This window comes from Paenibacillus cineris (assembly GCF_018333335.1).
GTDB classification, from domain to species: domain Bacteria; phylum Bacillota; class Bacilli; order Paenibacillales; family Paenibacillaceae; genus Paenibacillus_AQ; species Paenibacillus_AQ favisporus.
On the sequence record NZ_BORU01000001.1, the window covers coordinates 745,573 to 767,355 of the forward strand.

20 protein-coding genes and 1 pseudogene are annotated in these 21,783 nt (G+C 41.1%); 20 read left to right on the forward strand and 1 reads right to left on the reverse strand.

What is annotated here, in order from left to right; translation table 11 throughout:
* Positions 1-93: 93 nt before the first annotated feature.
* Entirely contained in the window at positions 94-564 is a 471-nt protein-coding gene (locus KI379_RS03865) for a VanZ family protein (RefSeq protein ID WP_076170382.1), read from the reverse strand.
* Positions 565-939: 375 nt separating this feature from the next.
* On the opposite strand from KI379_RS03865, the gene KI379_RS03870 reads away from it, so the two are divergent.
* The 20 genes and pseudogenes from KI379_RS03870 (at position 940) to rfbB (ending at position 21,765) form a co-directional block, all read left to right on the forward strand.
* The gene (locus tag KI379_RS03870; RefSeq protein ID WP_076170381.1) at positions 940-1,692 is read left to right on the forward strand and encodes a YveK family protein; all 753 of its coding nucleotides are present in this window, start codon (positions 940-942) and stop codon (positions 1,690-1,692) included.
* 109 nt (positions 1,693-1,801) lie between these two features.
* Positions 1,802-1,879: pseudogene (locus KI379_RS34280) on the forward strand (CpsD/CapB family tyrosine-protein kinase); the annotation flags it as partial.
* Positions 1,880-1,895: 16 nt separating this feature from the next.
* Complete coding sequence (locus KI379_RS03875; RefSeq protein WP_306433632.1) at positions 1,896-2,363, forward strand: CpsD/CapB family tyrosine-protein kinase; 468 nt, start codon at positions 1,896-1,898, stop codon at positions 2,361-2,363.
* A 252-nt stretch (positions 2,364-2,615) separates the two neighbouring features.
* Entirely contained in the window at positions 2,616-3,506 is an 891-nt protein-coding gene (galU, locus tag KI379_RS03880; RefSeq protein WP_212982826.1) for a UTP--glucose-1-phosphate uridylyltransferase GalU, read from the forward strand.
* A gap of 17 nt (positions 3,507-3,523) precedes the next feature.
* Positions 3,524-4,222 (forward strand): sugar transferase, encoded by a 699-nt coding sequence (locus KI379_RS03885; RefSeq protein ID WP_089550070.1) that lies wholly within the window; start codon positions 3,524-3,526, stop codon positions 4,220-4,222.
* Positions 4,223-4,246: 24 nt separating this feature from the next.
* Positions 4,247-5,188: a GDP-L-fucose synthase gene (gene fcl / locus KI379_RS03890; RefSeq protein WP_212982827.1), complete on the forward strand. Its 942-nt coding sequence runs from the start codon at positions 4,247-4,249 to the stop codon at positions 5,186-5,188.
* Positions 5,189-5,206: 18 nt separating this feature from the next.
* Positions 5,207-6,199 (forward strand): GDP-mannose 4,6-dehydratase, encoded by a 993-nt coding sequence (gene gmd / locus KI379_RS03895; protein WP_200631859.1) that lies wholly within the window; start codon positions 5,207-5,209, stop codon positions 6,197-6,199.
* A 90-nt stretch (positions 6,200-6,289) separates the two neighbouring features.
* Positions 6,290-7,648: an oligosaccharide flippase family protein gene (locus KI379_RS03900; protein ID WP_212982828.1), complete on the forward strand. Its 1,359-nt coding sequence runs from the start codon at positions 6,290-6,292 to the stop codon at positions 7,646-7,648.
* Between the two features lie 55 nt (positions 7,649-7,703).
* Positions 7,704-8,846, forward strand: a complete 1,143-nt coding sequence (locus KI379_RS03905) for a glycosyltransferase (RefSeq protein ID WP_212982829.1) — start codon at positions 7,704-7,706, stop codon at positions 8,844-8,846.
* A gap of 27 nt (positions 8,847-8,873) precedes the next feature.
* Positions 8,874-10,055 (forward strand): glycosyltransferase family 4 protein, encoded by a 1,182-nt coding sequence (locus tag KI379_RS03910; RefSeq protein WP_212982830.1) that lies wholly within the window; start codon positions 8,874-8,876, stop codon positions 10,053-10,055.
* The gene (locus KI379_RS03915; protein ID WP_212982831.1) at positions 10,027-11,160 is read left to right on the forward strand and encodes a glycosyltransferase family 4 protein; all 1,134 of its coding nucleotides are present in this window, start codon (positions 10,027-10,029) and stop codon (positions 11,158-11,160) included. The genes KI379_RS03910 and KI379_RS03915 overlap by 29 nt, the downstream gene beginning before the upstream one ends.
* Positions 11,161-11,171: 11 nt before the next feature.
* Positions 11,172-12,362: a glycosyltransferase gene (locus KI379_RS03920; RefSeq protein WP_212982832.1), complete on the forward strand. Its 1,191-nt coding sequence runs from the start codon at positions 11,172-11,174 to the stop codon at positions 12,360-12,362.
* Positions 12,352-12,945, forward strand: a complete 594-nt coding sequence (locus KI379_RS03925) for a putative colanic acid biosynthesis acetyltransferase (RefSeq protein ID WP_212982833.1) — start codon at positions 12,352-12,354, stop codon at positions 12,943-12,945. The genes KI379_RS03920 and KI379_RS03925 overlap by 11 nt, the downstream gene beginning before the upstream one ends.
* Entirely contained in the window at positions 12,942-14,177 is a 1,236-nt protein-coding gene (locus tag KI379_RS03930; protein ID WP_212982834.1) for a glycosyltransferase family 4 protein, read from the forward strand. Before KI379_RS03925 ends, KI379_RS03930 begins: the two co-directional genes overlap by 4 nt.
* A 39-nt stretch (positions 14,178-14,216) precedes the next feature.
* On the forward strand, positions 14,217-15,596 hold the full coding sequence (locus KI379_RS03935; protein ID WP_212982835.1) for a sugar phosphate nucleotidyltransferase: 1,380 nt from the start codon (positions 14,217-14,219) through the stop codon (positions 15,594-15,596).
* A gap of 10 nt (positions 15,597-15,606) precedes the next feature.
* Positions 15,607-16,701 (forward strand): glycosyltransferase, encoded by a 1,095-nt coding sequence (locus KI379_RS03940; protein WP_212982836.1) that lies wholly within the window; start codon positions 15,607-15,609, stop codon positions 16,699-16,701.
* Positions 16,702-16,731: 30 nt separating this feature from the next.
* Complete coding sequence (locus KI379_RS03945) at positions 16,732-18,069, forward strand: UDP-glucose dehydrogenase family protein (RefSeq protein WP_212982837.1); 1,338 nt, start codon at positions 16,732-16,734, stop codon at positions 18,067-18,069.
* A 34-nt stretch (positions 18,070-18,103) separates the two neighbouring features.
* A complete protein-coding gene (locus KI379_RS03950; RefSeq protein WP_212982838.1) occupies positions 18,104-19,273 on the forward strand; it encodes a nucleotidyltransferase domain-containing protein in 1,170 nt (389 codons plus the stop codon).
* A gap of 37 nt (positions 19,274-19,310) precedes the next feature.
* Entirely contained in the window at positions 19,311-20,645 is a 1,335-nt protein-coding gene (locus KI379_RS03955) for an O-antigen ligase family protein (RefSeq protein WP_212982839.1), read from the forward strand.
* A gap of 82 nt (positions 20,646-20,727) precedes the next feature.
* Positions 20,728-21,765: a dTDP-glucose 4,6-dehydratase gene (rfbB, locus tag KI379_RS03960; RefSeq protein ID WP_244879183.1), complete on the forward strand. Its 1,038-nt coding sequence runs from the start codon at positions 20,728-20,730 to the stop codon at positions 21,763-21,765.
* Positions 21,766-21,783: the final 18 nt, after the last annotated feature.

Consider the following 21,783-nt stretch of genomic DNA (forward strand, 5'->3'; position numbering starts at 1 on the left):
TATCTAGTTCTTCTGTATCATACTACATGTATACATATTGTATCAACATATTTTTTCAACGTGCGAAATTTAGTGAATTTGGATGAGGAAAGTTTACCTGGTTTGCTTTTTGTCGGATGGGAGAGCTGAACGCGGAGGCCGTGCTGCCGTTCTGGCACGGTTTGTCCGCTTGATATAAGCCTGGAGCATAAGGCAGAACAGGTAGGCGCAGAGGATGCCGAACGTATCGTTCACGATGTCGTAAATCCGTCCGCTTCGAAAAAAATACAGCTGAAGAACCTCAGTTAACGCTGCGTACAAGATCGCCGTCATGACGGCAAGCTTCGAGCCGCGCAAATTGGACAAGAGCAGTTCCAATAGAAAGAAACCGATAAAATGCCCGATTTTTCGGTTGATCCAGGCCTCGCTCGACCACTGTAAATCAAGCTTGAGCAGCTCACTCCAATCGGGTGAGGGGTTCAGCCGGAAATCCGCTTGGTGATGGTGGAGAAGGGCGTTGAAATCGAAAGAACAAGTAAAGACGAACAGGCAGACCGCCCACGTCACGGTGAGAAAAATGCGCATAATTCCTCCTTCATTTAAAGCGCTTCCATTATATATGTGTTCGTTCTGAGGTGAGAGAAGGCGTGTTTGCGATACAAGTTGTAACTTTTTTCGGCAAGTATATAGCAGCATTTTTCGGATTTCAAGTTTGCTGGCCGTCAATTTTTTTAACGCCCGGAAAGGGAATGCGGATTTTAACTGTCTGAATATGCATGGAAATGCGGATGAAAGCGGTTTTTCGCTGCATAATCATGTCGCTTTTCGAAAAAAATTAGAGTCATTTGCTTGACATGATACATTTTGTATCTTAAAGTGTAGGATGAATAATACATACTGTATCGGTAAGGTGTGACCCACAACTGCAGTTGAAAAATGATTAGCGGGGGTAGCGTGTTTATGGAGCTTAAACAGTATTTTCGAATCATTGTAAAAAAGTGGTGGTTAATCGCGGCGATTGTCGTTATTGCCGTTGCGGCTACCGGAGTCAAAAGCCTCTACCTCACGACGCCGGTCTATGAGGCCAACGCCAAACTGATCGTAAACCAATCCGCCTCCGCGGACGGCGGGGCCAGCCTCAATGCCGGAACGATCCAGACCAGCATTTTCCTCATTAACTCCTATAAAGAAATCATCAAGTCGTCCGCCATTATGAACAAAGTCGTGCAAAAATATCCCGATCTGAAAGCATCGCCCGGTGAACTTGCAGCGATGATCTCGGTCACTTCAGCCAATGATTCGCAGGTCATGAACCTGGTGTATCAGGACCCGTCCTATACCCGGGCGGCCAAAATCGTTAATGCCGTCTCCATGGTGTTTAAGGAACAGATTCCCCGCATTATGAACGTGGACAACATTACGATTCTTAGCGAAGCCGACACCAAGGCCTCCCCTGGACCGATCAACATTAACCCGGTCATGAACATGCTGATCAGCTTTGTCGTTTCCCTGATGCTCGCCATCGGACTGGTTTTCCTGCTTGACTATCTGGACGATACGGTGAGAACGGAGGCCGAGGCTGCGGAAATTTTGGACATGCCAGTGCTTGCGGTCATCAGCGAAATGAACCGGGCGGATTTGAAAACCCGAAGCGGCACGAGTATACCAAATCAAAAAGTAGGTGAAGGCAAGTATGCGACGCTCAATCAATAAAGAAGCCCTGGTCGTATCCGGGAATCCAACCTCCCGGGTATCCGAGGCATACCGGCTGCTCCGGACCAAAATTCATTTTTCCCCCAAAGACGCGGCGCATCAGGTCATCATGGTCACATCGACGCGTTCTTCCGAAGGCAAAACGACAACGGTCAGCAATTTGGCGGTGACCTACGCAATGGAAGGCCGGAAGGTGCTGCTGATTGACGCGGACATGCGTAAGCCAGCGCTGCATGACATCTATTCCCTTTCCAACCGGCACGGGTTGGAGTACGGTACTGGCCGGGGACGTGCTGGTGCAGCAGGCCGTTCAGGAGACGGGCATCAACCATTTATCCCTGCTGACGGCCGGGCCCGTGCCAGCCAATCCGGCGGAGCTGATGGACTCGGCCGCCATGCGGGACATGCTGGTGCAGCTTCGGCAGGAGTACGACGTTATCCTCATCGATACGCCGCCGGTGCTTGCGGTGTCGGACGGTGTCATTACGAGTGCGTTATGCGACGGCGTCATCATGGTGGTTGCCGCAGGCAAGGTCAAACGGAGCCACCTGAGGGCGGCCAAGGAACAGCTGGATCATGTGAAGGCCAACATGCTGGGGCTGGTGCTTAACCGGAGCAGCCGCGACCAGCAGGCATTTGCTGCGGACCATTACGGTATGCAGGCTCAATAAAGACTTGTTTTTCAAGAAGGTAATGCCTACTGCACCTTTATCACTGGAGGCACTCGGTCACGCTGTGGGTCCTATGGACCTTAGACATTCATTGTCGAGGGTGTGATGTGAGGACGGGTTGAATGCCCTGTTTTTTAGAAAATGGAGCTATGGTCTTTTCCCTGTTTGCGAAGAGCATATAGCTAGGTTTTCTACATACACAGCATGCATCTGGGGTACAAAGAAAAATATAAAAGATGGGTAGTGAATGAGATGAGGAAAGTGAAAAAAGCGATTATTCCCGCAGCGGGGCTTGGAACCCGGTTCTTACCCGCGACCAAAGCGATGCCGAAGGAAATGCTGCCGATCGTCGACAAGCCGACGATTCAGTACATCGTAGAAGAAGCGGTGGCGTCCGGAATCGAGGACATTATTATCGTGACCGGCAAAGGCAAGCGCTCCATCGAGGACCATTTCGATCATGCGTTTGAGCTGGAGAACAATCTGTTCAGCAAGGGGAAGTTTGACCTTTTGGACGAAGTCCGCCGGTCCTCCAACGTGGAGATTCACTACATACGCCAGAAGGAAGCCAAAGGGCTGGGGCATGCCGTGTGGTGCGCCCGCAACTTTATTGGCAATGAGCCCTTTGCAGTGCTGCTTGGGGATGACATCGTACAGTCCGAGGTGCCCTGCATCCGCCAGTTGGTGGAGCAGTACGAGCAAGTTGAAAAGTCCGTCATCGGCGTGCAGACCGTTCCGAGCGAACAGACGCACCGGTATGGGGTGGTTGCGCCTTTGGAGAAGTTCGGACGTTTGCACGAAGTGAGCTATTTTGTGGAGAAACCGCCGGCAGGACAGGCTCCGTCGAACCTGGCCATTATGGGCAGGTATGTTCTGACGCCGGAAATTTTCAGCTACCTGGGGCTGCAGGAAGAGGGAGCCGGCGGGGAAATTCAGCTGACCGACGCCATTCAGAAGCTGAACGAGAGCCAGGGTGTCTATGCTTACGATTTCGAAGGCACGCGTTACGATGTCGGCGAGAAGCTGGGCTTCATCATGACGACACTGGATTTTGCGCTGCAGTACGAAGAACTGCGCACCCCGCTGCTGCAGGGGATGGAGCATATTCTCGAGCGGGAACAGCTCGGCAAAATAAATCGCTAGTGAGGTGATAGGTGGTGATCTCTCCCACACCGCAAAGAAACGAGTCGGATGTCGCATTCGAGGGTACGCCGGCGTACTCGCCATATGTTCTGGAGAACGACAATCCCCGGGTCATTTATCAAGCGTTTAAAAGAGCGACGGATATCGTCCTTGCGCTGATCGGCCTTGTCGTGCTCTCACCGCTGTTTCTGATCGTTGCGATTCTGATTAAACTGGAGGACCCGAAAGGGTCCGTTTTTTTTGGACAAACCCGTGTCGGTAAAGAAGAAAAGCCGTTCCGGATGTACAAGTTCCGCTCTATGGTATCCAATGCCGAGGAGCTGCTGGATGGACTTCTGGAGCAAAACGAAATCAGCGGCGCCATGTTCAAAATGAAAAAGGACCCGCGCATCACCCGGGTGGGCGCCTTCATACGCAAAACGAGCATCGACGAGCTGCCGCAGCTCTGGAACGTTGTGCGCGGTGACATGTCGCTTGTCGGCCCCCGGCCGGCCCTTCCGCGGGAGGTCGCGGAATACAGCAGCTACGATAAGCTGCGCTTGAGGGTCATCCCCGGGTGCACCGGCCTCTGGCAGGTGAGCGGACGAAACGAGCTGAGCTTCAGCGAGATGGTGGAGCTGGATTTGCGGTATATCGAGCAGCGCGGCGTGATGATGGATTGGAAGATTATTTTTATGACGATCCGGATGTTTGCTGGTTCAAAGAATGCTTATTAAAGATCGGGCAGGAGCTGATGGTTTATGGATTTGAATTCGAGAATTTATGTGGCTGGACATCGAGGATTAGTGGGGTCTGCGATTCTGCGGGCTCTCCAACAGCGGGGGTTCCACCATTTAATTACCCGCACAAGCACGGAACTGGATTTGAGAAATAAGGCCGAGGTCGATCGTTTTTTTGAACAGGAACAGATCGAATACGTTTTTTTAGCGGCTGCCAAGGTTGGGGGGATTACGGCGAACAATGATTACCCGGCGGATTTCATCAGGGATAATTTACTCATCCAAACGAATGTCATTGACGCTGCGTACCAAAACCAAGTGAAGAAGCTGTTATTCCTTGGTTCCACCTGTATCTATCCGAAGTTTGCCCCGCAACCGCTAAAGGAAGAATACTTGCTCACCGGTGAGCTTGAACCGACCAATCAGCCCTATGCCATTGCCAAAATTGCAGGCATCAACATGTGCCAGTCGTACAACCGCCAATACGGAACGAATTACATATCGGTGATGCCGACAAATATGTACGGCCCTAACGACAATTTTGACTTACAAACGTCCCATGTTCTGCCGGCATTAATCCGCAAATTCCATGAGGCGAAGCAAAACCATCTCAGCTCGGTCGAGGTATGGGGGACTGGAAACCCCAGACGGGAGTTCCTCCATTCGGATGATTTAGCTGAAGCCTGTTTGTTCCTTATGGATCAGTATGATGACAGCGACATTATTAACGTCGGCGTTGGTCAGGATATTTCAATCAGGGAACTGGCAGAGCTCATCCAGTCGGTGGTTGGTTATGAAGGGGAGATTGTGTTCAACTCGACTGTGCCGGATGGTACCCCTAGAAAACTGGTAGACGTTACGAAAATCAACAAGCTCGGCTGGAAAGCCAAAGTTACACTTCAGGAAGGTCTGGAATCGGTTTATAAGGCTTACCGGGACGACCTTTTAATCAAACAAGTATAGAGAATATCGGAGGATAATATGAAAAGAGCGCTGATTACAGGGGTTACAGGACAAGACGGTTCCTATTTGGCGGAGCTATTGTTGGCAAAAGGCTATGAAGTGTTTGGACTGCGGAGACGGACGAGCACGCCAAACTACGAAAATATTCAACACATCAAAGACCAGATTAAATGGATTTCCGGGGACCTGACGGACTTGGCTTCCTTGATTGAAGCGGTACGCTTATCCGATCCTGACGAGGTATATAACCTCGCTGCCCAATCGTTTGTTGCCGCATCCTGGCCCCAGCCTTTGGCAACAGGACAAATGACCGCGATTTCGGTAACCAACATGTTGGAAGCTGTGCGCATTATAAAGCCGCAGGCTAAAGTCTACCAGGCTTCCAGCTCCGAAATGTTTGGAAAGGTCGTCGAAACACCGCAAAAGGAAACGACTCCATTCTATCCGCGAAGCCCTTACGGCGTTGCGAAAGTATATGGACATTGGATCACGGTCAACTATCGTGAAAGCTTTAATATGTTTGCTTGTTCCGGAATCCTATTTAATCACGAGTCCCCGCGGCGCGGACTTGAGTTTGTGACCAGAAAAGTAACGGACGGTGTAGCCAGAATTAAGCTGGGTCTGGAGCATGAGCTGAGAATGGGGAATCTCGATTCTCTTCGGGACTGGGGATTTGCCGGGGATTATGTGAAGGCCATGTGGCTGATGCTGCAGCAAGACGAGCCGGATGACTATGTTATTTCTACAGGCGAAATGCACAGCGTTAAGGAGCTTCTCGAAGTAGCTTTTTCTTACGTTGGTTTGGATTACAGAGATTACGTCGTAATTGATCCCGAATTTGTTCGCCCCGCAGAAGTGGATCTATTGCTGGGCGATTGTTCGAAGGCCAAGGAAAAGCTGGGTTGGCAACTGGAAGTAGGCTTTAAACAGTTGATTCAGATGATGGTTGATGAGGATTTGAGGAGAGTTCAGGCACAGACAAATTATAGGGAATCTGTGCTTCCTATTTAAAATAAGTCATTATAAATAAGCGGGGCTGTCTGCAGTCCTGCTTTATTTAATTGCTTCAGAATATCTTCCTAATAGAGTGGAGCATCTTTAATGAAGCTAAAAACAAAGTTTGTCTCTTTTACTAAAAACAGTGATAGTAAAAATGTGCTCTACAGCGTCTTATCTTATGTCATTACTCCAATGATACTAGTTATATCCACCCCGATGTTGTTATCCAATTTGGGAAGCTCGAATTATGGTATCTGGGTTCTAATTAATTCACTAATTAATGTATTGGGTGTGTCTAATTTCGGATTAGGGAACGCATTTATTAAGATTGGATCTGAATACGAGGCTACGGCAAACAATGCAATGTTTAACCAGTTGTTTTCAATATCCATAACATGTTCAGTTATTCTAGCAATAACTGTTAATTTATTTACTTTCTTGTTTGGAGGCTATCTATTTCCACTTTTTTTTGGCAGCACAGGGATGACGGAAATAATGTCAGTAACCTATTTAGTTGGTGGTATCGTAGGTATAAGAATTATCAATAGTGTTGTGTCCGGTTCGTACATGGCAAAACAACGATATGATATTAATAGTAAAGTTAATATCGCATTCAATTTGATTACATCAATAACTTTCACGGTATTGGCTCTGTTTTATAAAGATATTAAAATTCTCGTTATATCTATGTTTATATTCACTGTATTATTTCTTTTTTTCAATATTTGTATAGCAAAAAAAATAAACTCAAACCTTTCTTTCAAACCTTATCTGTTTAACAAGATTATTTTCAAAAAAATTTTTAGTTATGGAATTTATTCCTGGTTTCAACTGATTATTAGCGCCTTGAATGCCCAAGCAGATAAACTTGTTATAGGATTTTTGCTCGGCCCAGCTGTTCTTGGATATTATTCGGTTTGCATGCAACTAGTTGTAAAGATTCATGAAATACCAACTGCAGCAGCAGCGTTTCTTTTACCCAAATTTAGTTCACTCTATGAAAGTAGAAATTTAGCGAAAATCCGAGAAGTGTATTCAAAAGCTTTTTTATATAAGTCTATATTCATTGTTTTATCATTCTCCGTAGCTTATATATTCGCAAGTCCGATATTATCGATTTGGATCAACAGTGAGTTTGCACATCAACACGTAAAATTATTTCGAGTACTAGCTGTGTCAACTTCGATTGGAGCTTTTGGTATTATTCCTTATTATTGTTTGAACGGTACCGGATACGTAAAAATAAATACGGTAATTTCACTAACTACCTCGCTATCGGCCTTAATCTTATTATATTTTCTAATTCCGCATATGGGGGACATTGGAACTGGAGTGGCTAAATTGGTGTCTGTTCCATTGGTTGTATTCTCAATATATCTTGTTCAAAGAAAAATATTTAGGCTCAATTCAGAACAAGAACCTAATGTAAATGTAAAGGAATTTCATATGAAAACTCAATGAAGCAACAATAAGTAAACTAATTTATCGAAATTAGTTTCTTGGAATAGAGGGAAAGATGGATAGAATTCTATTTTTTGATACAACAAGCAGTGGTCATCGATCGAGTTATGATCTTTCTCTTATTAAGGGGATTTCTAAAGAAAGAGAAGTTTTATTTGTAACGAAGGCATCTTCTCAATTACAGTCTTCATTAAATAATGAGGGTATCAAATACAAGAGTATTTTGACTAAAAGAAAACATCATTTAATTCACGATTTAGAATTGTTATTTCAAATGTTATGGATCGCAAAAAGACAGAAAATAAAACATATTCATCTGCTTTATCTGGATAGTATTCTTGTTTTAGTTATGCTGATCATGCCAATCATTTACCTCTTCGGGTTCAGGGTAACCGGGACATTGCACTGGTATCCTAATAAGACCATTAAGAAAATACTGTTATATGGACTAATTAAGGGAAAGGTTCTAGATAAAGTTGTTGTTCATGGGGATTATACGAAGGAAAAAGTTTTAAAGTTGTTAGGCCCCACAACAAAAAGCAACAGGATATTTTCTGTTCCTTACCCCAATCTCCATAATTCAGTTGACGTAAGGAATAAAGATATAACTACAGTATATGAGGAGATAAACATCCAGAATTTAAAGAGGCCTTTTCTTTTGGCCTTTGGCGGCTTGCGTTATGATAAAGGACTCGACTTGTTAATTGAATCGTTAAAGAAGGTTAGTAATCGTACATTTACGCTATTTATTGTTGGAAAAGAGGAGCATTTTGATCGGCCATTTATTGAGAAACAAATTGAAGGAAGCTTCTTAGAAAATAATACTATCCTAAAATTGGGATATGTACCAGATGAGTCCGTTTCCTATTATTTCGGAATGACGAATGCAGTTGTGTTGCCATACAGGAAAATATTCACAGGCCAAAGTGGTCCGTTAACAGAAGGAGTTGCAAACGGGAAATTTATTATTGGTCCAAATCACGGTGAACTAGGGTATACGATTGATAAGTTTGAATTAGGTTACACTTTTTTAGTTGAAGATACCGATGATCTAGCAAATACCCTACAAAGGTATATTGATGAATTTGGAAGCGGAGGATGTTTGGTCAATCAGAATGGAATAAGCCAATATAAATCCATGGTGTCGGAGATATCTTTTTGGAACAATTACCGACTCTTTTTCAATGTAATTGAATAATCATATTAAAAATTATAGGTGAGTAAAATGTTGAAACAAGGAATAGTGTCCGTGGGATCTAAATTCCATGCTACGTTTACAGCGGAGTCGTTAGAAAGAGGCGGGATGTTAAAAACATTCTATACCGGTAAAAAGGTTAACAGCCAAACCATACCAGATCAGCATATAACTCGTATTTCATTGCCTCTAATGGTGGGTTATGCGTTGCGTAAAATGCCATTAATAGGACAGTACATTCCCTATAATTTATTGTCGGATATTTTATTTGACTGTATGGTATCCATTAAGCTAAAAAAAGCGGATTTCATTATTGGATTTAACAATTACTCCCTGATGCAAATGAAGAAACTAAAAAAACAAAAATCCACCCTATTTTTAGAGCAAAGAATCGCTCATGTCTTAACGGAGATTCAGATTTATAATGATGAATTTGGAAGAGTCCCTGCGAATTTGCATCCCTTGATGGTAAAGCGGAAATTACAAGAATATGACATGGCGGACTACATACTAGTACCTAGCGAATTTGTTTATCAATCTATGATAAGTAACGGAATTTCTGAAAAGAAGCTGCTTCTAGTACCCTATGGCTATGACGCAAAATTATTTAAGAGGGATACGCAAATAAAGAAGCCTGATGATTGCTTAAGACTTTTATTTGTAGGCCAGATAGGGCATAGAAAAGGATTGAAGTATTTATTAGACGCTGTAAAGAATATAAAGCAGAAACGTCCAGACGCACCTCTTGATCTTGTTCTTGTCGGTGGAATCGATAATGATTTTGTTCCTTATTTAAATCAATACTCTAATTTATACAGGCATATCGATTTCGTCCCCCAAAGGAAACTTGTGGAATTATATAATAGTTCTCATATTTTTGTTTTTCCGAGTCTATGTGAAGGAAGTGCTGTTGTAACTTATGAGGCATTGGGAAGTGGGTTGCCTCAAATTGTTACATTTAATGCTGGAAGTGTAATATCAAACAATGAAGAAGGCATCATAATTCCGCCCAGAGATACCGTTGCCCTTGAAAACGCGATACTGCACTTGATGGATAATCCGTCGGAAATTAAACGGATGGAGCATAACGCTATTAACAAAGCTAAAGAATATACTTGGGAAAAGTATGGAGATAGGCTCATTAGTACACTGCACAAAAAATTTGATTCATATGAGGTAAGCAATGATGATAAAAACACTTTTACTTACTAATACAATTGCTCCTTACCGAATTCCTGTACTGAATAGATTAAAAGAACAAAATGACATCGAATTAAAGGTATGGTACTTGGAAGAACGAGAAAAGAACCGGCAGTGGAATATTAATCACCAAGACATTAATTATAACTATACTTGTTTGCCTGGAATTCACACTTACATCCAAAGGTTGGATATGGGGGTGCATATTAATCCAGGCATTTTTTTTAGGCTTGTAAAGGAAAATCCAGACGTTATTATTACTTCAGGTTACGACTCTTTAGGCTACTGGTCGGCACTTTATTATAGCAAAATGTTCAGAAAGAAATTTATTGTCTGGTGGGGAAGCACTCTGGAAAGCAGCAGAGTCAATAATGGATTAGTCAATCGGGCAAGGAAACTTTTTTTTCATTCTGCGGATGCTTTTATTACGTACGGAACGGAATCAGCCAACTGCTTAAAGCATTACGGAGTCGAACAGGAAAAAATCGTGGTCGGTTACAACACAGTTGATATTCGATTTTTCAGAAACAAATACAAAGAGTATTTAAATCGAGCTGATTCCGATTATAAAAAGCAGAATAAATTGAAGTTACTGTTTATAGGCCAGTTAATTGAACGAAAAGGATTAGTGCAAATCATCGATGCATTGAATTTACTTGGGGATTCCTCCTGGGAATTAAAGATCGTCGGGTCGGGTCCCGATGAACAAAAATTAGCCCAAAGGGTCAGCAACTATGGTTTACAAAGTCAGATCCATTTTGAAGGCTACAAACAAAAAGAAGAATTGACAGATTACCTTATTCAAAGCGACTGCTTGTTATTTCCTTCTTTGATCGAAGTATGGGGGCTTGTCGTTAACGAGGCTTTGGCCACGAACACCTTTGTACTGGCATCCAAATACGCTGGTGCTACGAAGGATATTATCATCAACCAACAGAACGGTCTGATTATTGACCCATTGGATGTTAATGACCTGTTACAGGCATTCCGGTGGTTAATGGACCATCAGGATTACGTACGCTCCCAATGGAAAATGAGTTTTCAGTTATGGAGAAAACTACATCCTCATTCCTATGCCAAGGCCGTTTCTGAAGCAATCAAAACAGCAATTTCATGAGGTGTTTGAAAATGATCAATATCCTTTACATTCAACCGTATGCCAGCCATGTTGGGGGCGTTGATACAGTCCTTCTTCAACTTGTTCAGGGACTGGATAAAACCAAATATAAACCATTTGTCGTTCTTCCTGGTCACAGTCCCTATGTAGAAAAGTATGAAGCTGCTGGAGCTACTGTGTTGTTCAGTGTTCTCGCTGTTTTTGGCAAGCCGACGGATCCGATGTATTTCGCTCGTAATTTCGTTAATTTATTTCGAAGTATTCGATCTATCCGGCAGATCGCATCAAAGTACAATATCGATTTAATTCATTCTCATAAGATGGAACTCATTGGAGGCAACATAGTCGGCAAGCTGATGGGAATACCTACTTTGCAAACCGTTCACGAGTTGCCTAGAAAACCGCTGTTCGCTTATAAATTTGTTGGTTATTTGAATCATTGCTTTAATGACAAAGTCATTGTTTTATGTGACCGGAGCAAGACGATGTTCAAGTGGGGAAAGCAGCATTCTAGTAAGCTGATCAAAATTTATAACGGAATTCATGTGGAACAGTTAGCGGTTCACAACAAGACGGTTCATCCTTTAAAAAAGGAACTTGATTTAAAAGACCAGGATAAAATTATCATCACTGTTGCTCGTTTATCGCCAATGAAAGGAATAGAGTATCTGCTTAAGGCAGCTCATCTAACAAAAAAAACAGATCCATCGCTAAAGTATATTATCGTAGGAGATGTTGCTTTTGATTCCGACTTACATTATAAAGATTCATTAATGAGCTTGGCAGATGAACTGGAACTGGATAATGTCTTCTTTTTGGGATTGCGCAGAGACATTCCTGAATTATTGTCGCAGGCGGATCTCTTTGTCTTGCCTTCCGTCTATGATATCTTTCCTACAGTAATTTTGGAAGCGATGGCTGCTTCGCTGCCTATTGTAGCTACTGATGTGGGTGGAGTCCCGGAGATGGTCACAACTGATATAGGGAAACTGGTCCCCGCAAAGAATGGAGAAGCAATTGCTGATGCGATCACGGAAATTTTCAGCAAAGAAAATAAAGATGAACTTGGAATGAACAGCAGAAAACGTTTGATGAGAAGTTTTACCAGAGAGCATTACATTAAATCTACGGTCCAAGTGTATGACACCTTGCTGCAAAATAAACCAATTTCGAATGGGAGCACGATTGTCCATGATCAGTAACCGTATTCGATTGGATCAATATCATCAAGAAGGATATTCCAGAGGGAGAAGCGGTTGGTATGTGCTGCTTTGGTGGCTCGTTCAAGGAAGTCTTTTTCGCTTTTCTCTTCATCCCATGTATAAATGGCGAAATTTTCTGCTGCGCTTATTTGGTGCCCATATTGGTAAAGGTGTTCAAATCAGGGCTTCAGCCAAATTTACATACCCATGGAAAGTGAGTATCGGTGATTACTCATGGATTGGTGATCAAGTGGAATTTTACAGTTTGGATCGTATTGAAATTGGGGAACATTGCGTTATATCACAGCGCTCCTATCTGTGCACAGGAACCCATGATATCTCCGACCCTAAATTCGGGTTGATTACTAAGCCCGTAGTAGTTATGGATGGGGCCTGGGTAGCAAGTGATGTTTTCATTAATCCGGGTATCACTGTCGGTGTCATGGCAGTAGTTGCCGCAAGAAGTACGGTTACTCGCGATGTGCCGGCAAATGAAATTCATGCGGGTACGCCTGCGCAATTTAAGAAATATAGATTTGATGAGAGTCGAGAAAAGAGACAATTGAAAGGGATTGGGCTATGAAACCTAAGATTGTTTTTGTGATTAATTATTTTTATCCGGATTATGCATCAACGGGGCAACTGCTAACCGAGCTATGTCTCCACATTCAAAAAGATTTTCACATTATTGTGATTGCGGCACAACCTGAAGATATTGCGACAGAGGAACATTCCAAAACAAGGTTTTTAGCAGATAAATTGGAGAATATTGATATTTTAAGAATCAGGCTGCCCAAACAAAATAAACGGAACAAATGGAGTAGGTTGCGTTATATGGCAGCTTATTTTTTTTATGCTAACTTTTTACTTCTAAAACAAAAAAATATTCAGATTCTTTATACAGTCTCCACACCTCCTATTCTAGGGGGGGTGATCGGCTCGATAGGAAAATTTTTCAAACACGCAAAACATATTTACAATATACAAGATTTTAACCCAGAACAAGCAGAGGCTGTTAGTTTTATGAGAAATAAATTTCTTTATCGTGCCGCGAAATGGTTGGATACCATGAATTGCAAGTATGCAGATCATATTATTACTGTAGGTCATGATATGCAGGAAACCCTAAACAAAAGATTTGCCAATAAGGAAATTACAAGGAGTACCGTTATTAACAATTGGACAGATGAGCAAGAAATCATACCCTTAACAAAGGATCATCCCAAAGTACATGAATTCATTAAGAATAATGGTTGGGAGAATAAATTCATTGTAATGTATTCAGGAAATTTAGGGCTCTATTATGACTTAGAAAACTTAATAAAAATTACGAAGGATCTATCCAGTATGGATGAAATTATATTTGTATTTATAGGTGATGGAGCAGTCAAATCAGAAATGGAGACATATGTAAAAAATAATAAGCAAGGGAATGTTTTCTTTTTACCATTTCAACCAAAATCGGAAATTAAATATACTTTAAATGCGGCCGATATTCATTTGGTTGTCAATCAAAAGGGGATTAAAGGAGTCTCTGTCCCCAGCAAAATTTACGGTGTGATGGCTGCAGGCAAACCTGTTTTAGGCGTTCTTGAAAAAGGTAGCGAAGCTTGTTTGTTGATTGAAAACAGTGGTTGTGGAGTAGTGGTTGAACCACAAAACTATTCAGATGTAACAAAGGAATTGATGAATATGTATACACTTGATAGTGATGTTTTAAAAGATAAGGGAATACGGGGAAGGAAGTATTTAGAGCAGCATCTAAGAAAAGATCAATCGTTGGATAAATATCGAAATCTTCTATTATCAATTTAAGTATCTTATATCTGGTGAAATAAAGGGAGGGTAATAGTAGTGAAAATCATTTTGCTTTCGGGAGGGTCTGGGAAAAGATTGTGGCCGTTATCCAATGATGCGAGGTCCAAACAATTTCTAAAGGTGCTTGAGAACGAAAATAATGAGCTAATTTCCATGGTTCAACGGGTTTGGGGGCAGATTACAGCTAACGGGTTAGCCGATGATAGTTACATCGCTACAAGCAAATCGCAAATCGAAATTATGTTGAGTCAAGTAGGAGAAAATGTTCCTCTTATCATTGAGCCTGAGCGTAGGGATACTTTTGCTGCAGTTACATTATCCGCATCATATTTATATTCTCAAGCATCTGTTGGGCTAGATGAAGTGGTCGTTGTTTTACCTGTAGATCCTTATGTTGAGAATCATTTTTTTGACACTATTAAAAATATGGAGTCGGTACTGCTTGACTCTAATGCAGATATCGCATTAATCGGTGTAAACCCGACTTATCCATCAACCAAGTATGGTTATATCATACCAACTGATTCAGAAAGTCAACGCCCAAATGAACCTGAATATTTACATGTTAGCAGTTTTATGGAGAAGCCAACGGAGGAAGTGGCTGAATACCTGATCTCCAAAAATGCACTTTGGAACTGTGGAGTCTTTGCGTTCAAACTTGGGTACATCGTAGAATTATTAAAACGTAAAGGGCTCCCTATCGAATATGGTGAACTGTCAACCAACTACCATGATATACCAAGAACCAGCTTTGACTACGAAGTATTGGAGAAAGCAACAGATATTGTTGTTCTTCCGTACGAAGGATATTGGAAGGATCTTGGAACATGGAATACGTTAACAGAAGAGATGAAAAACAGACAGATTGGCAAGGGCATTATAAGTGATGACTGTGATAATACTCACCTTATAAACGAAATTGACATCCCAGTCTCAATCCTGGGCTTATCAAATATTGTGGTCGCTGTAAGCCCTGACGGAATCCTAGTAACAGATAAAAGTGCAAGTCCTAAAATAAAAAACTTCATTAATTTTGATCAGGGGCCAATGTATGAGGAAAGAAAGTGGGGATGGGTTCGAATATTAGATGATCAATATTATGAAGACGGCCGCTGTGTTATTACTAAGAGGGTAAGCATTCAACAAGGCAAAAACCTAAGCTATCGAATGCAAGTCGGTCGTGAAGAGGTATGGACAATTGTGAAAGGAAGAGGAGAATTCGTCCAAAACGGCAACTTTATGGATGTTAGTGCTGGTAATGTTCTACATATTCCTATGAAAACACTGCATAGTATTCGTGCTCTAACTGAACTTGAAATCATTGTAGTACAGAGCGGAATTAAACAGGATCCTAACCAATTAATAGAGCTTTATCAAAGTTGGGGCGAAATCGCAGCGCATTGTATTAAGGTTTAAAGGAGTACTCTTGAAGACAATTTGCTACTACATTTCTGATTACGGATACGGTCATGCGACTCGAAGTATTGCGATTATAAGAGCTTTAATGGTTCAGGCTCCGCATCGTTACAGGATTATTGTCTGCTCTGGTAAAACAATCGGTTTTATACAACGTTCTTTACTTGGATCAGCTGGCTTTGGGGATATTTACTTTCGGAAATGTGCCTCAGATCTTGGTTATATACTAAAGCAAGGCTCTGTTGAGCCAGATCTGAAGATGTTTGAATTTAAATATGTGGACTATATAAAGACAATGCCGTTAGAAATCCAGAGAGAAGCTGATTTTATTTTAAAGGAGAAGGTAGATCTTATTGTCACAGACATTTCTCCGATTCCAATTGGCGCAGCAAAGATTGCTAAAATTCAATCGATAGGTATTTCTAATTTTACTTGGTATACGGCTTACAAGGGATTCATCGAGCGCGAGTATCTCCAACCTTTATTCGACATATATTCTCATATTGATTATTTTATCCACTTATCTGGATCGGCAGAGCCCCATTGGGGAAGAGGAAGTCTGATGAAATCAGGTTTTTTTTGCCGGGCTCCTGTTAAGGAAGAAACAAATCGTTTAACAAACTTATTGAAACCACATAGTCACTCAAAAATTGTATATGTAGCTCTCGGTATGAGTATCCAAGCCGATCATCTAGATAAATTCAAGATGTGGGAGGAAGATTCATGCTTATTTGTCGTTTCTAGTAACTTGAAAATTGAAGGGAAGAATATACATCATATTCCCTCTAATTATACTGAGTCACAAAATTATGTTGCTGCAGCGGATATTATCGTATCGAAGCCGGGGTGGGGGACGGTAGCAGAAGGAGTTATTCTTAATAAGCCGTTAATTTTGCTGAACAGAGACTTGATGAATGAAGATCAGAATACGCTTGAGGAGATTAACTGCAGACATTCATATAAGCTGGCGATGTGGGAGGAGTTACAAGAACTAGATTTAAAAGCAGTGTTTAAAGTTATGAATCCCAAACCGCAGCAAGAAATAGAAAATGATATCAATATAAAAAAAATTATCAGGTACCTTGAAAATATCGCGAATGCATGAATGGTCTGTTTTACGAGAGGAGATTATAGGATGAGATTAGCTGTTATTGGGACGGGTTATGTAGGTTTGGTATCCGGTGTATGCTTTTCTGACCTTGGCAATGATGTAGTATGCGTTGATAAACTTGAAAATAAAGTTGACATGCTTTTGCAGGGTATTTCTCCAATATATGAACCAGGACTAGAAGAACTCATACATAAAAACAAAGAACAGGGACGCCTAAATTTCACAACAAATCTGGCTGAAGCGGTCCAAAAATCAGAAATCATTATTATTGCAGTGGGAACACCTTCTTTACCTAACGGACAGGCAAATTTATCTTTTATTGAGGATGCTGCAAAAGAAATAGGCCAATCATTAAACAATTTTAAAATTATTGTTACTAAAAGTACAGTCCCCGTCGGAACCAACGAGAAAATAAAACAAATCATTTCTAAGTACTCACAATTTCCATTCGAGATCGCCTCAGTACCGGAATTTTTAAGAGAAGGAACCGCTGTTCAAGATACGCTCCATCCGGACAGAATAATTATAGGGGCTACAAGCGATTATGCTAAAGAGAAATTAATTAAACTACACTCTCCACTATCTGAAAATATATTGGTGACTGATATTCGGAGTGCTGAGATGATCAAGTATGCTTCCAATGCTTTTCTGGCAACGAAAATATCATTCATTAATGAAATAGCTAATATCTGTGAAAAAGTAGGTGCTGACATCACTCAGGTTGCATCAGGCATGGGCTACGATAAACGTATCGGATCGTCATTTTTAAAGGCAGGGATCGGTTATGGTGGTTCATGTTTTCCTAAAGACACACAGGCATTGATACAAATTGCTGGCCAGATGGACTATGATTTTAAGTTGTTAAAATCAGTTGTAGAGGTAAATCATGAACAACGATTTAACATTATTCGTAAGCTTGAAGCTTTATTAGGAGATTTGTCGGAAAGGACTATCGCTATTTGGGGACTTTCTTTTAAACCTGAAACTGACGATGTGAGAGACGCACCTGCTTTTGAAATTATTAATGCCCTTTTACAAAGGGGGGCTAAAGTCAGAGCTTATGACCCAATAGCAACTGAGAATTTTAAAAAGTGCTTTACTAGGGAAGAAGTGCAGTACTGCCTAGGCGCTCAAGAGGCAGCTGTTCAGGCAGATGCATTATGCATTCTTACTGAATGGAGCGAGTTTAAAAATATTTCACCTGAGATGATTGAATCTTGGTTAACAGAACCAAACCTTATAGATGGCAGAAATATATATAGTCAAGAAGATCTCGCAAAAACTAAGCTCAATTACTATTCTATTGGTCGCCCCAATTTGAATAAGGGTGTTAAGGAGATTGAGCCAGTATTGTTACTTTAGAAATATACTTTTGAAATGGAGGGTGTGGCAGGAATTGAAAAATATTCTTGATAAAAATTGTCTTGCGAAGGAATTGCAATTTTTGCTTTTTTTGATTCAATGCGATAATCATCGATCACTTGAAGATAAAGTCTACTATACCGATTTTGATTGGGATTATTTTCTGCAGCTTGTTTATCATCATCGATTGTACCCTTTAGTATATGTTAATTTGAAAAAAATAGGTTACGCCGTTCCGGGGAGCGTATTGGAAGAACTTAAGAATAAGTATCAACAAAACACATTTCGAATGCTTAATTTTTGCTCTGAAATGGAACGTGTTATCCATGCACTAGAGCTCGAAGGGATTCGGACATTAATGTTAAAGGGCCCTGTTTTATCTGAGAGTCTATATGGAGACTTATCAATGAGGACTTCTAAAGATTTGGATATTTTAATTCCAATTGATGAATTGGACCATGTCAGAGAGAGTTTAATAAAACTAGGGTATTCATTTAAACAGGATTTACCACCGGTGTTAAATGAATGGAAGTGGAGATGGCACCATATCTCTGGAATTCATCAACAAAATGGTATCCAAATTGAAGTTCATTGGAGATTAAGTCATGATTCCGGCAATGAACCATCTTTTGATGAATTATGGTCTCGAAAAAGGCGTAGCACGCAGACCAGAAGCCCTGTTTATTTCCTGGGAAGCGAGGACCTCTTTATGTACTTAATAACCCATGGAGCACGTCATGGTTGGTATAGATTACGGTGGCTTGTTGATATTGACAAAATGCTTATAAAGGGAATAAACGAAGACAACCTGATTTTACTTTTGAATAAATATAAATCCAGGCAGCTTGCGGGTCAAGCGTTGATTTTATTATCACTTTTTTTTAATAGATCCATTTCAGGCAAATTTGAACCATTAATGCAGAATAATCATTCTCGTCGCTTAGCAAGATATGCCTTTGATTTTATTAATAACATGGTAGTCATGGAGAATTCCGAGCCATCAGCCAAGTATCAGTTGTCCCTAAAAACCTGGCTCCAAAAGGTCAATTTTTTAATAAGAAGAATGCATCCTGATTCACTAGATAGAAATTTACTGCACCTCCCTAAACAGCTTTTCTTTTTATATTTTTTGTTCAGGCCATTTCTCTGGGTTATTCGAAAATTAAAAACAATACCACCACAAGTTAAAAACTCTAATTCCTAAAAATTTGCAGTACCTTTTATACGGAGGTCGTTTTGATTTGATATATACAATAGGAATAATTATTTTAGTTTTCATTCTTTCATGGTGGAGACCAGAAGTAGGATTGGCAGTCTCCGTGCAATCCTACCTAATTAGATCTGCTTTAAACCCTGCTGTCTACTCAGATCAAACTAATAATACAAGTGATGATCCAATTTTAAGTGTAGTTCTGCCAGCTATTATTTTTGGGGTAATCATAATCAAAATGCTTCAGAGAAAAAATGAACACCTTCGATTTAATATAAGATTGCTGGATTCTTTATTTTTTGTGCTTGGAGCTGTTCTACTGTTCGGAGCTTTGTATTCACCATTTAAATATGACGCAATACTTGTGACTCTTAAATTTTTTGTGCTTGGTATCAGCTATTATTATTTCGGAAGATTGTATTTCTCTAAGCATGAAGACGTTACAAAAGCTGCGGTCAATTTTATGATAACTACTTGGATATTAGCTATTATTCTTGGATCTTATGCTTATATTAAATCTTATGGAATCGACTATTTCAGATTAACAATTGGAAATGCGCACCCCATTCCGTTCAGTTTGCTTATTGCCTCAGGTATTTTAATTAATGTTTATTGGTTATTTAAACCACGGCCAAGCAAACTACAGAGAGTTATATTGTTCGTTACGTTTTTTGTTCTGTTGGTGATATTTATTTCGGCGAATACCAGAGGAACAATTATATCTCTAGCAGTATCGCTTCTCTTTATGTTTTTAGCCTCTCTAATTCAGAAAAAAGTAAAGCTTAGACAATTTTTAATTGGAATCATTTCTTTGTTTGGAGTTCTTTATTTAATAGCAAATATTCTGCCAGACACTACTGAGACAGTTAAAAAAAATCTAGAGTTGATTGTAAGCTCAGATCATGGTGTGTCTATTAACGAACGTTCAATGGCTCATAGTGATGCTTTAAAGTTGTTTAACGATCATATAATGTTTGGTGTTGGAACTGCTGGATTTAAAAAGTATTCCCAAATAGACTATGCACACAATGCATTCTTAGAGATTATCAGTGAAAATGGACTTATTGGAGGTATCACACTCGGACTAGTGTTTCTAGTAATTAGCTCAATATTATTGAAAATTATGATAAGGCAAAATGGTCTCACCCTTCTTATTGCTTCACTAGTTGTTCTTAATATGGTTGAAATGCAGTTTAGTTTCACTTTATGGATGCACAAGTGGTTTTTTCTATTCTGTGGACTATTAGTATCCGTTATGTTGGCTCAAAAGAAGTCAGAAAAACCTCCAATAGAAAGTAGAATATACAACTTAGAAAAATATAATTCAAAGAAATTTTTGCGTACTGTAAAGTCTCCCAATATTTGAAAAATTTAAATAACAAAACTTGACTAAACAAAATATATAAATCAAGAGAAAATTTTGTGTAGAAAAGAGGAGAGGCATGCAAGTGAATCGACGGTTTAAGGACAACCCCGCCATTTTGGTTACAGGCGGTGCGGGGTTCGTAGGGGGGAACTTTCTGAGGCTGATGCTTCCGAAGTATCCTTCATACCGCTTCATTAATCTCGATAAGTTGACCTATTCGGGAAATATACAAAATATCGCCGCCTTGTCAGACTATGACCACTATACCTTTATTCAAGGCGATATTTGCGACCGGGACCTGGTAGATGCCGTCATCAGGGAGTACCAGATCGATGTTATCATCAATTTTGCCGGCGAATCCCACGTGGACCGGAGTATAGTGGATCCGGTGACATTCGTCGCCACGAATATCAATGGAACGCAATCTCTGCTTGATGCCGCAATCCGCTATGACATTGGGCTGTTTCTCCAGATCTCAACCGACGAGGTTTATGGTTCTTTGGATGACACGGGCTATTTTACGGAAAACTCCCCGATCGCCCCTAACAATCCGTATTCTGCCAGTAAAGCTGGAGCCGATATGCTGATTCATTCCTACAGCAATACGTATGGATTACCGTTCAATATCGTCCGGTTCGGCAACACATACGGCCCTGCACAGCACCCGGAGAAGCTCATTCCTATGGTCATTATGAACGCTTTGCAGGACAGGAAGATTCCGATCCACGGCGAGGGTCTCAGCATTCGCGACTGGGTCTATGTCCGCGATAACAATACGGCAATCGACCGTGTTCTGCACCTGGGGCGCAGTGGAGAGGTATACAACATCGGTTCACATCAGGAAGTGAAGACGATTGACGTCACGCATTTTATTCTGGATATGCTCGGAAAGCCTCGAAGCCTCATTGAGTTCATCCCGGACAGGCCGGGGCAGGATTACCGATATGCCAACAATCCGGCAAAAATTATGAATGAGCTTGGATGGAGACCCGAATACAGGTTTACCGAAGGGTTGAAACAAACCGTGGAATGGTACGTCGAGCACGCAGAATGGTGGCAAGAGCCGAATAGTCGTAGCTATGAATCTAACATCCCGATGGGTTCTCAACAAATTATATGAGAAAGAGGTAGGTCAATC

What these genes read in the sequence shown, in the direction of transcription:
- KI379_RS03865 (WP_076170382.1), bottom strand. Translation starts at nt 564, where the DNA reads ATGCGCATTTTTCTCACCGTGACGTGGGCGGTCTGCCTGTTCGTCTTT.
- KI379_RS03870 (WP_076170381.1), top strand. Translation starts at nt 940, where the DNA reads ATGGAGCTTAAACAGTATTTTCGAATCATTGTAAAAAAGTGGTGGTTA.
- galU (WP_212982826.1), top strand. Translation starts at nt 2,616, where the DNA reads ATGAGGAAAGTGAAAAAAGCGATTATTCCCGCAGCGGGGCTTGGAACC.
- fcl (WP_212982827.1), top strand. Translation starts at nt 4,247, where the DNA reads ATGGATTTGAATTCGAGAATTTATGTGGCTGGACATCGAGGATTAGTG.
- gmd (WP_200631859.1), top strand. Translation starts at nt 5,207, where the DNA reads ATGAAAAGAGCGCTGATTACAGGGGTTACAGGACAAGACGGTTCCTAT.
- KI379_RS03900 (WP_212982828.1), top strand. Translation starts at nt 6,290, where the DNA reads ATGAAGCTAAAAACAAAGTTTGTCTCTTTTACTAAAAACAGTGATAGT.
- KI379_RS03905 (WP_212982829.1), top strand. Translation starts at nt 7,704, where the DNA reads ATGGATAGAATTCTATTTTTTGATACAACAAGCAGTGGTCATCGATCG.
- KI379_RS03910 (WP_212982830.1), top strand. Translation starts at nt 8,874, where the DNA reads ATGTTGAAACAAGGAATAGTGTCCGTGGGATCTAAATTCCATGCTACG.
- KI379_RS03915 (WP_212982831.1), top strand. Translation starts at nt 10,027, where the DNA reads ATGATGATAAAAACACTTTTACTTACTAATACAATTGCTCCTTACCGA.
- KI379_RS03920 (WP_212982832.1), top strand. Translation starts at nt 11,172, where the DNA reads ATGATCAATATCCTTTACATTCAACCGTATGCCAGCCATGTTGGGGGC.
- KI379_RS03925 (WP_212982833.1), top strand. Translation starts at nt 12,352, where the DNA reads ATGATCAGTAACCGTATTCGATTGGATCAATATCATCAAGAAGGATAT.
- KI379_RS03930 (WP_212982834.1), top strand. Translation starts at nt 12,942, where the DNA reads ATGAAACCTAAGATTGTTTTTGTGATTAATTATTTTTATCCGGATTAT.
- KI379_RS03945 (WP_212982837.1), top strand. Translation starts at nt 16,732, where the DNA reads ATGAGATTAGCTGTTATTGGGACGGGTTATGTAGGTTTGGTATCCGGT.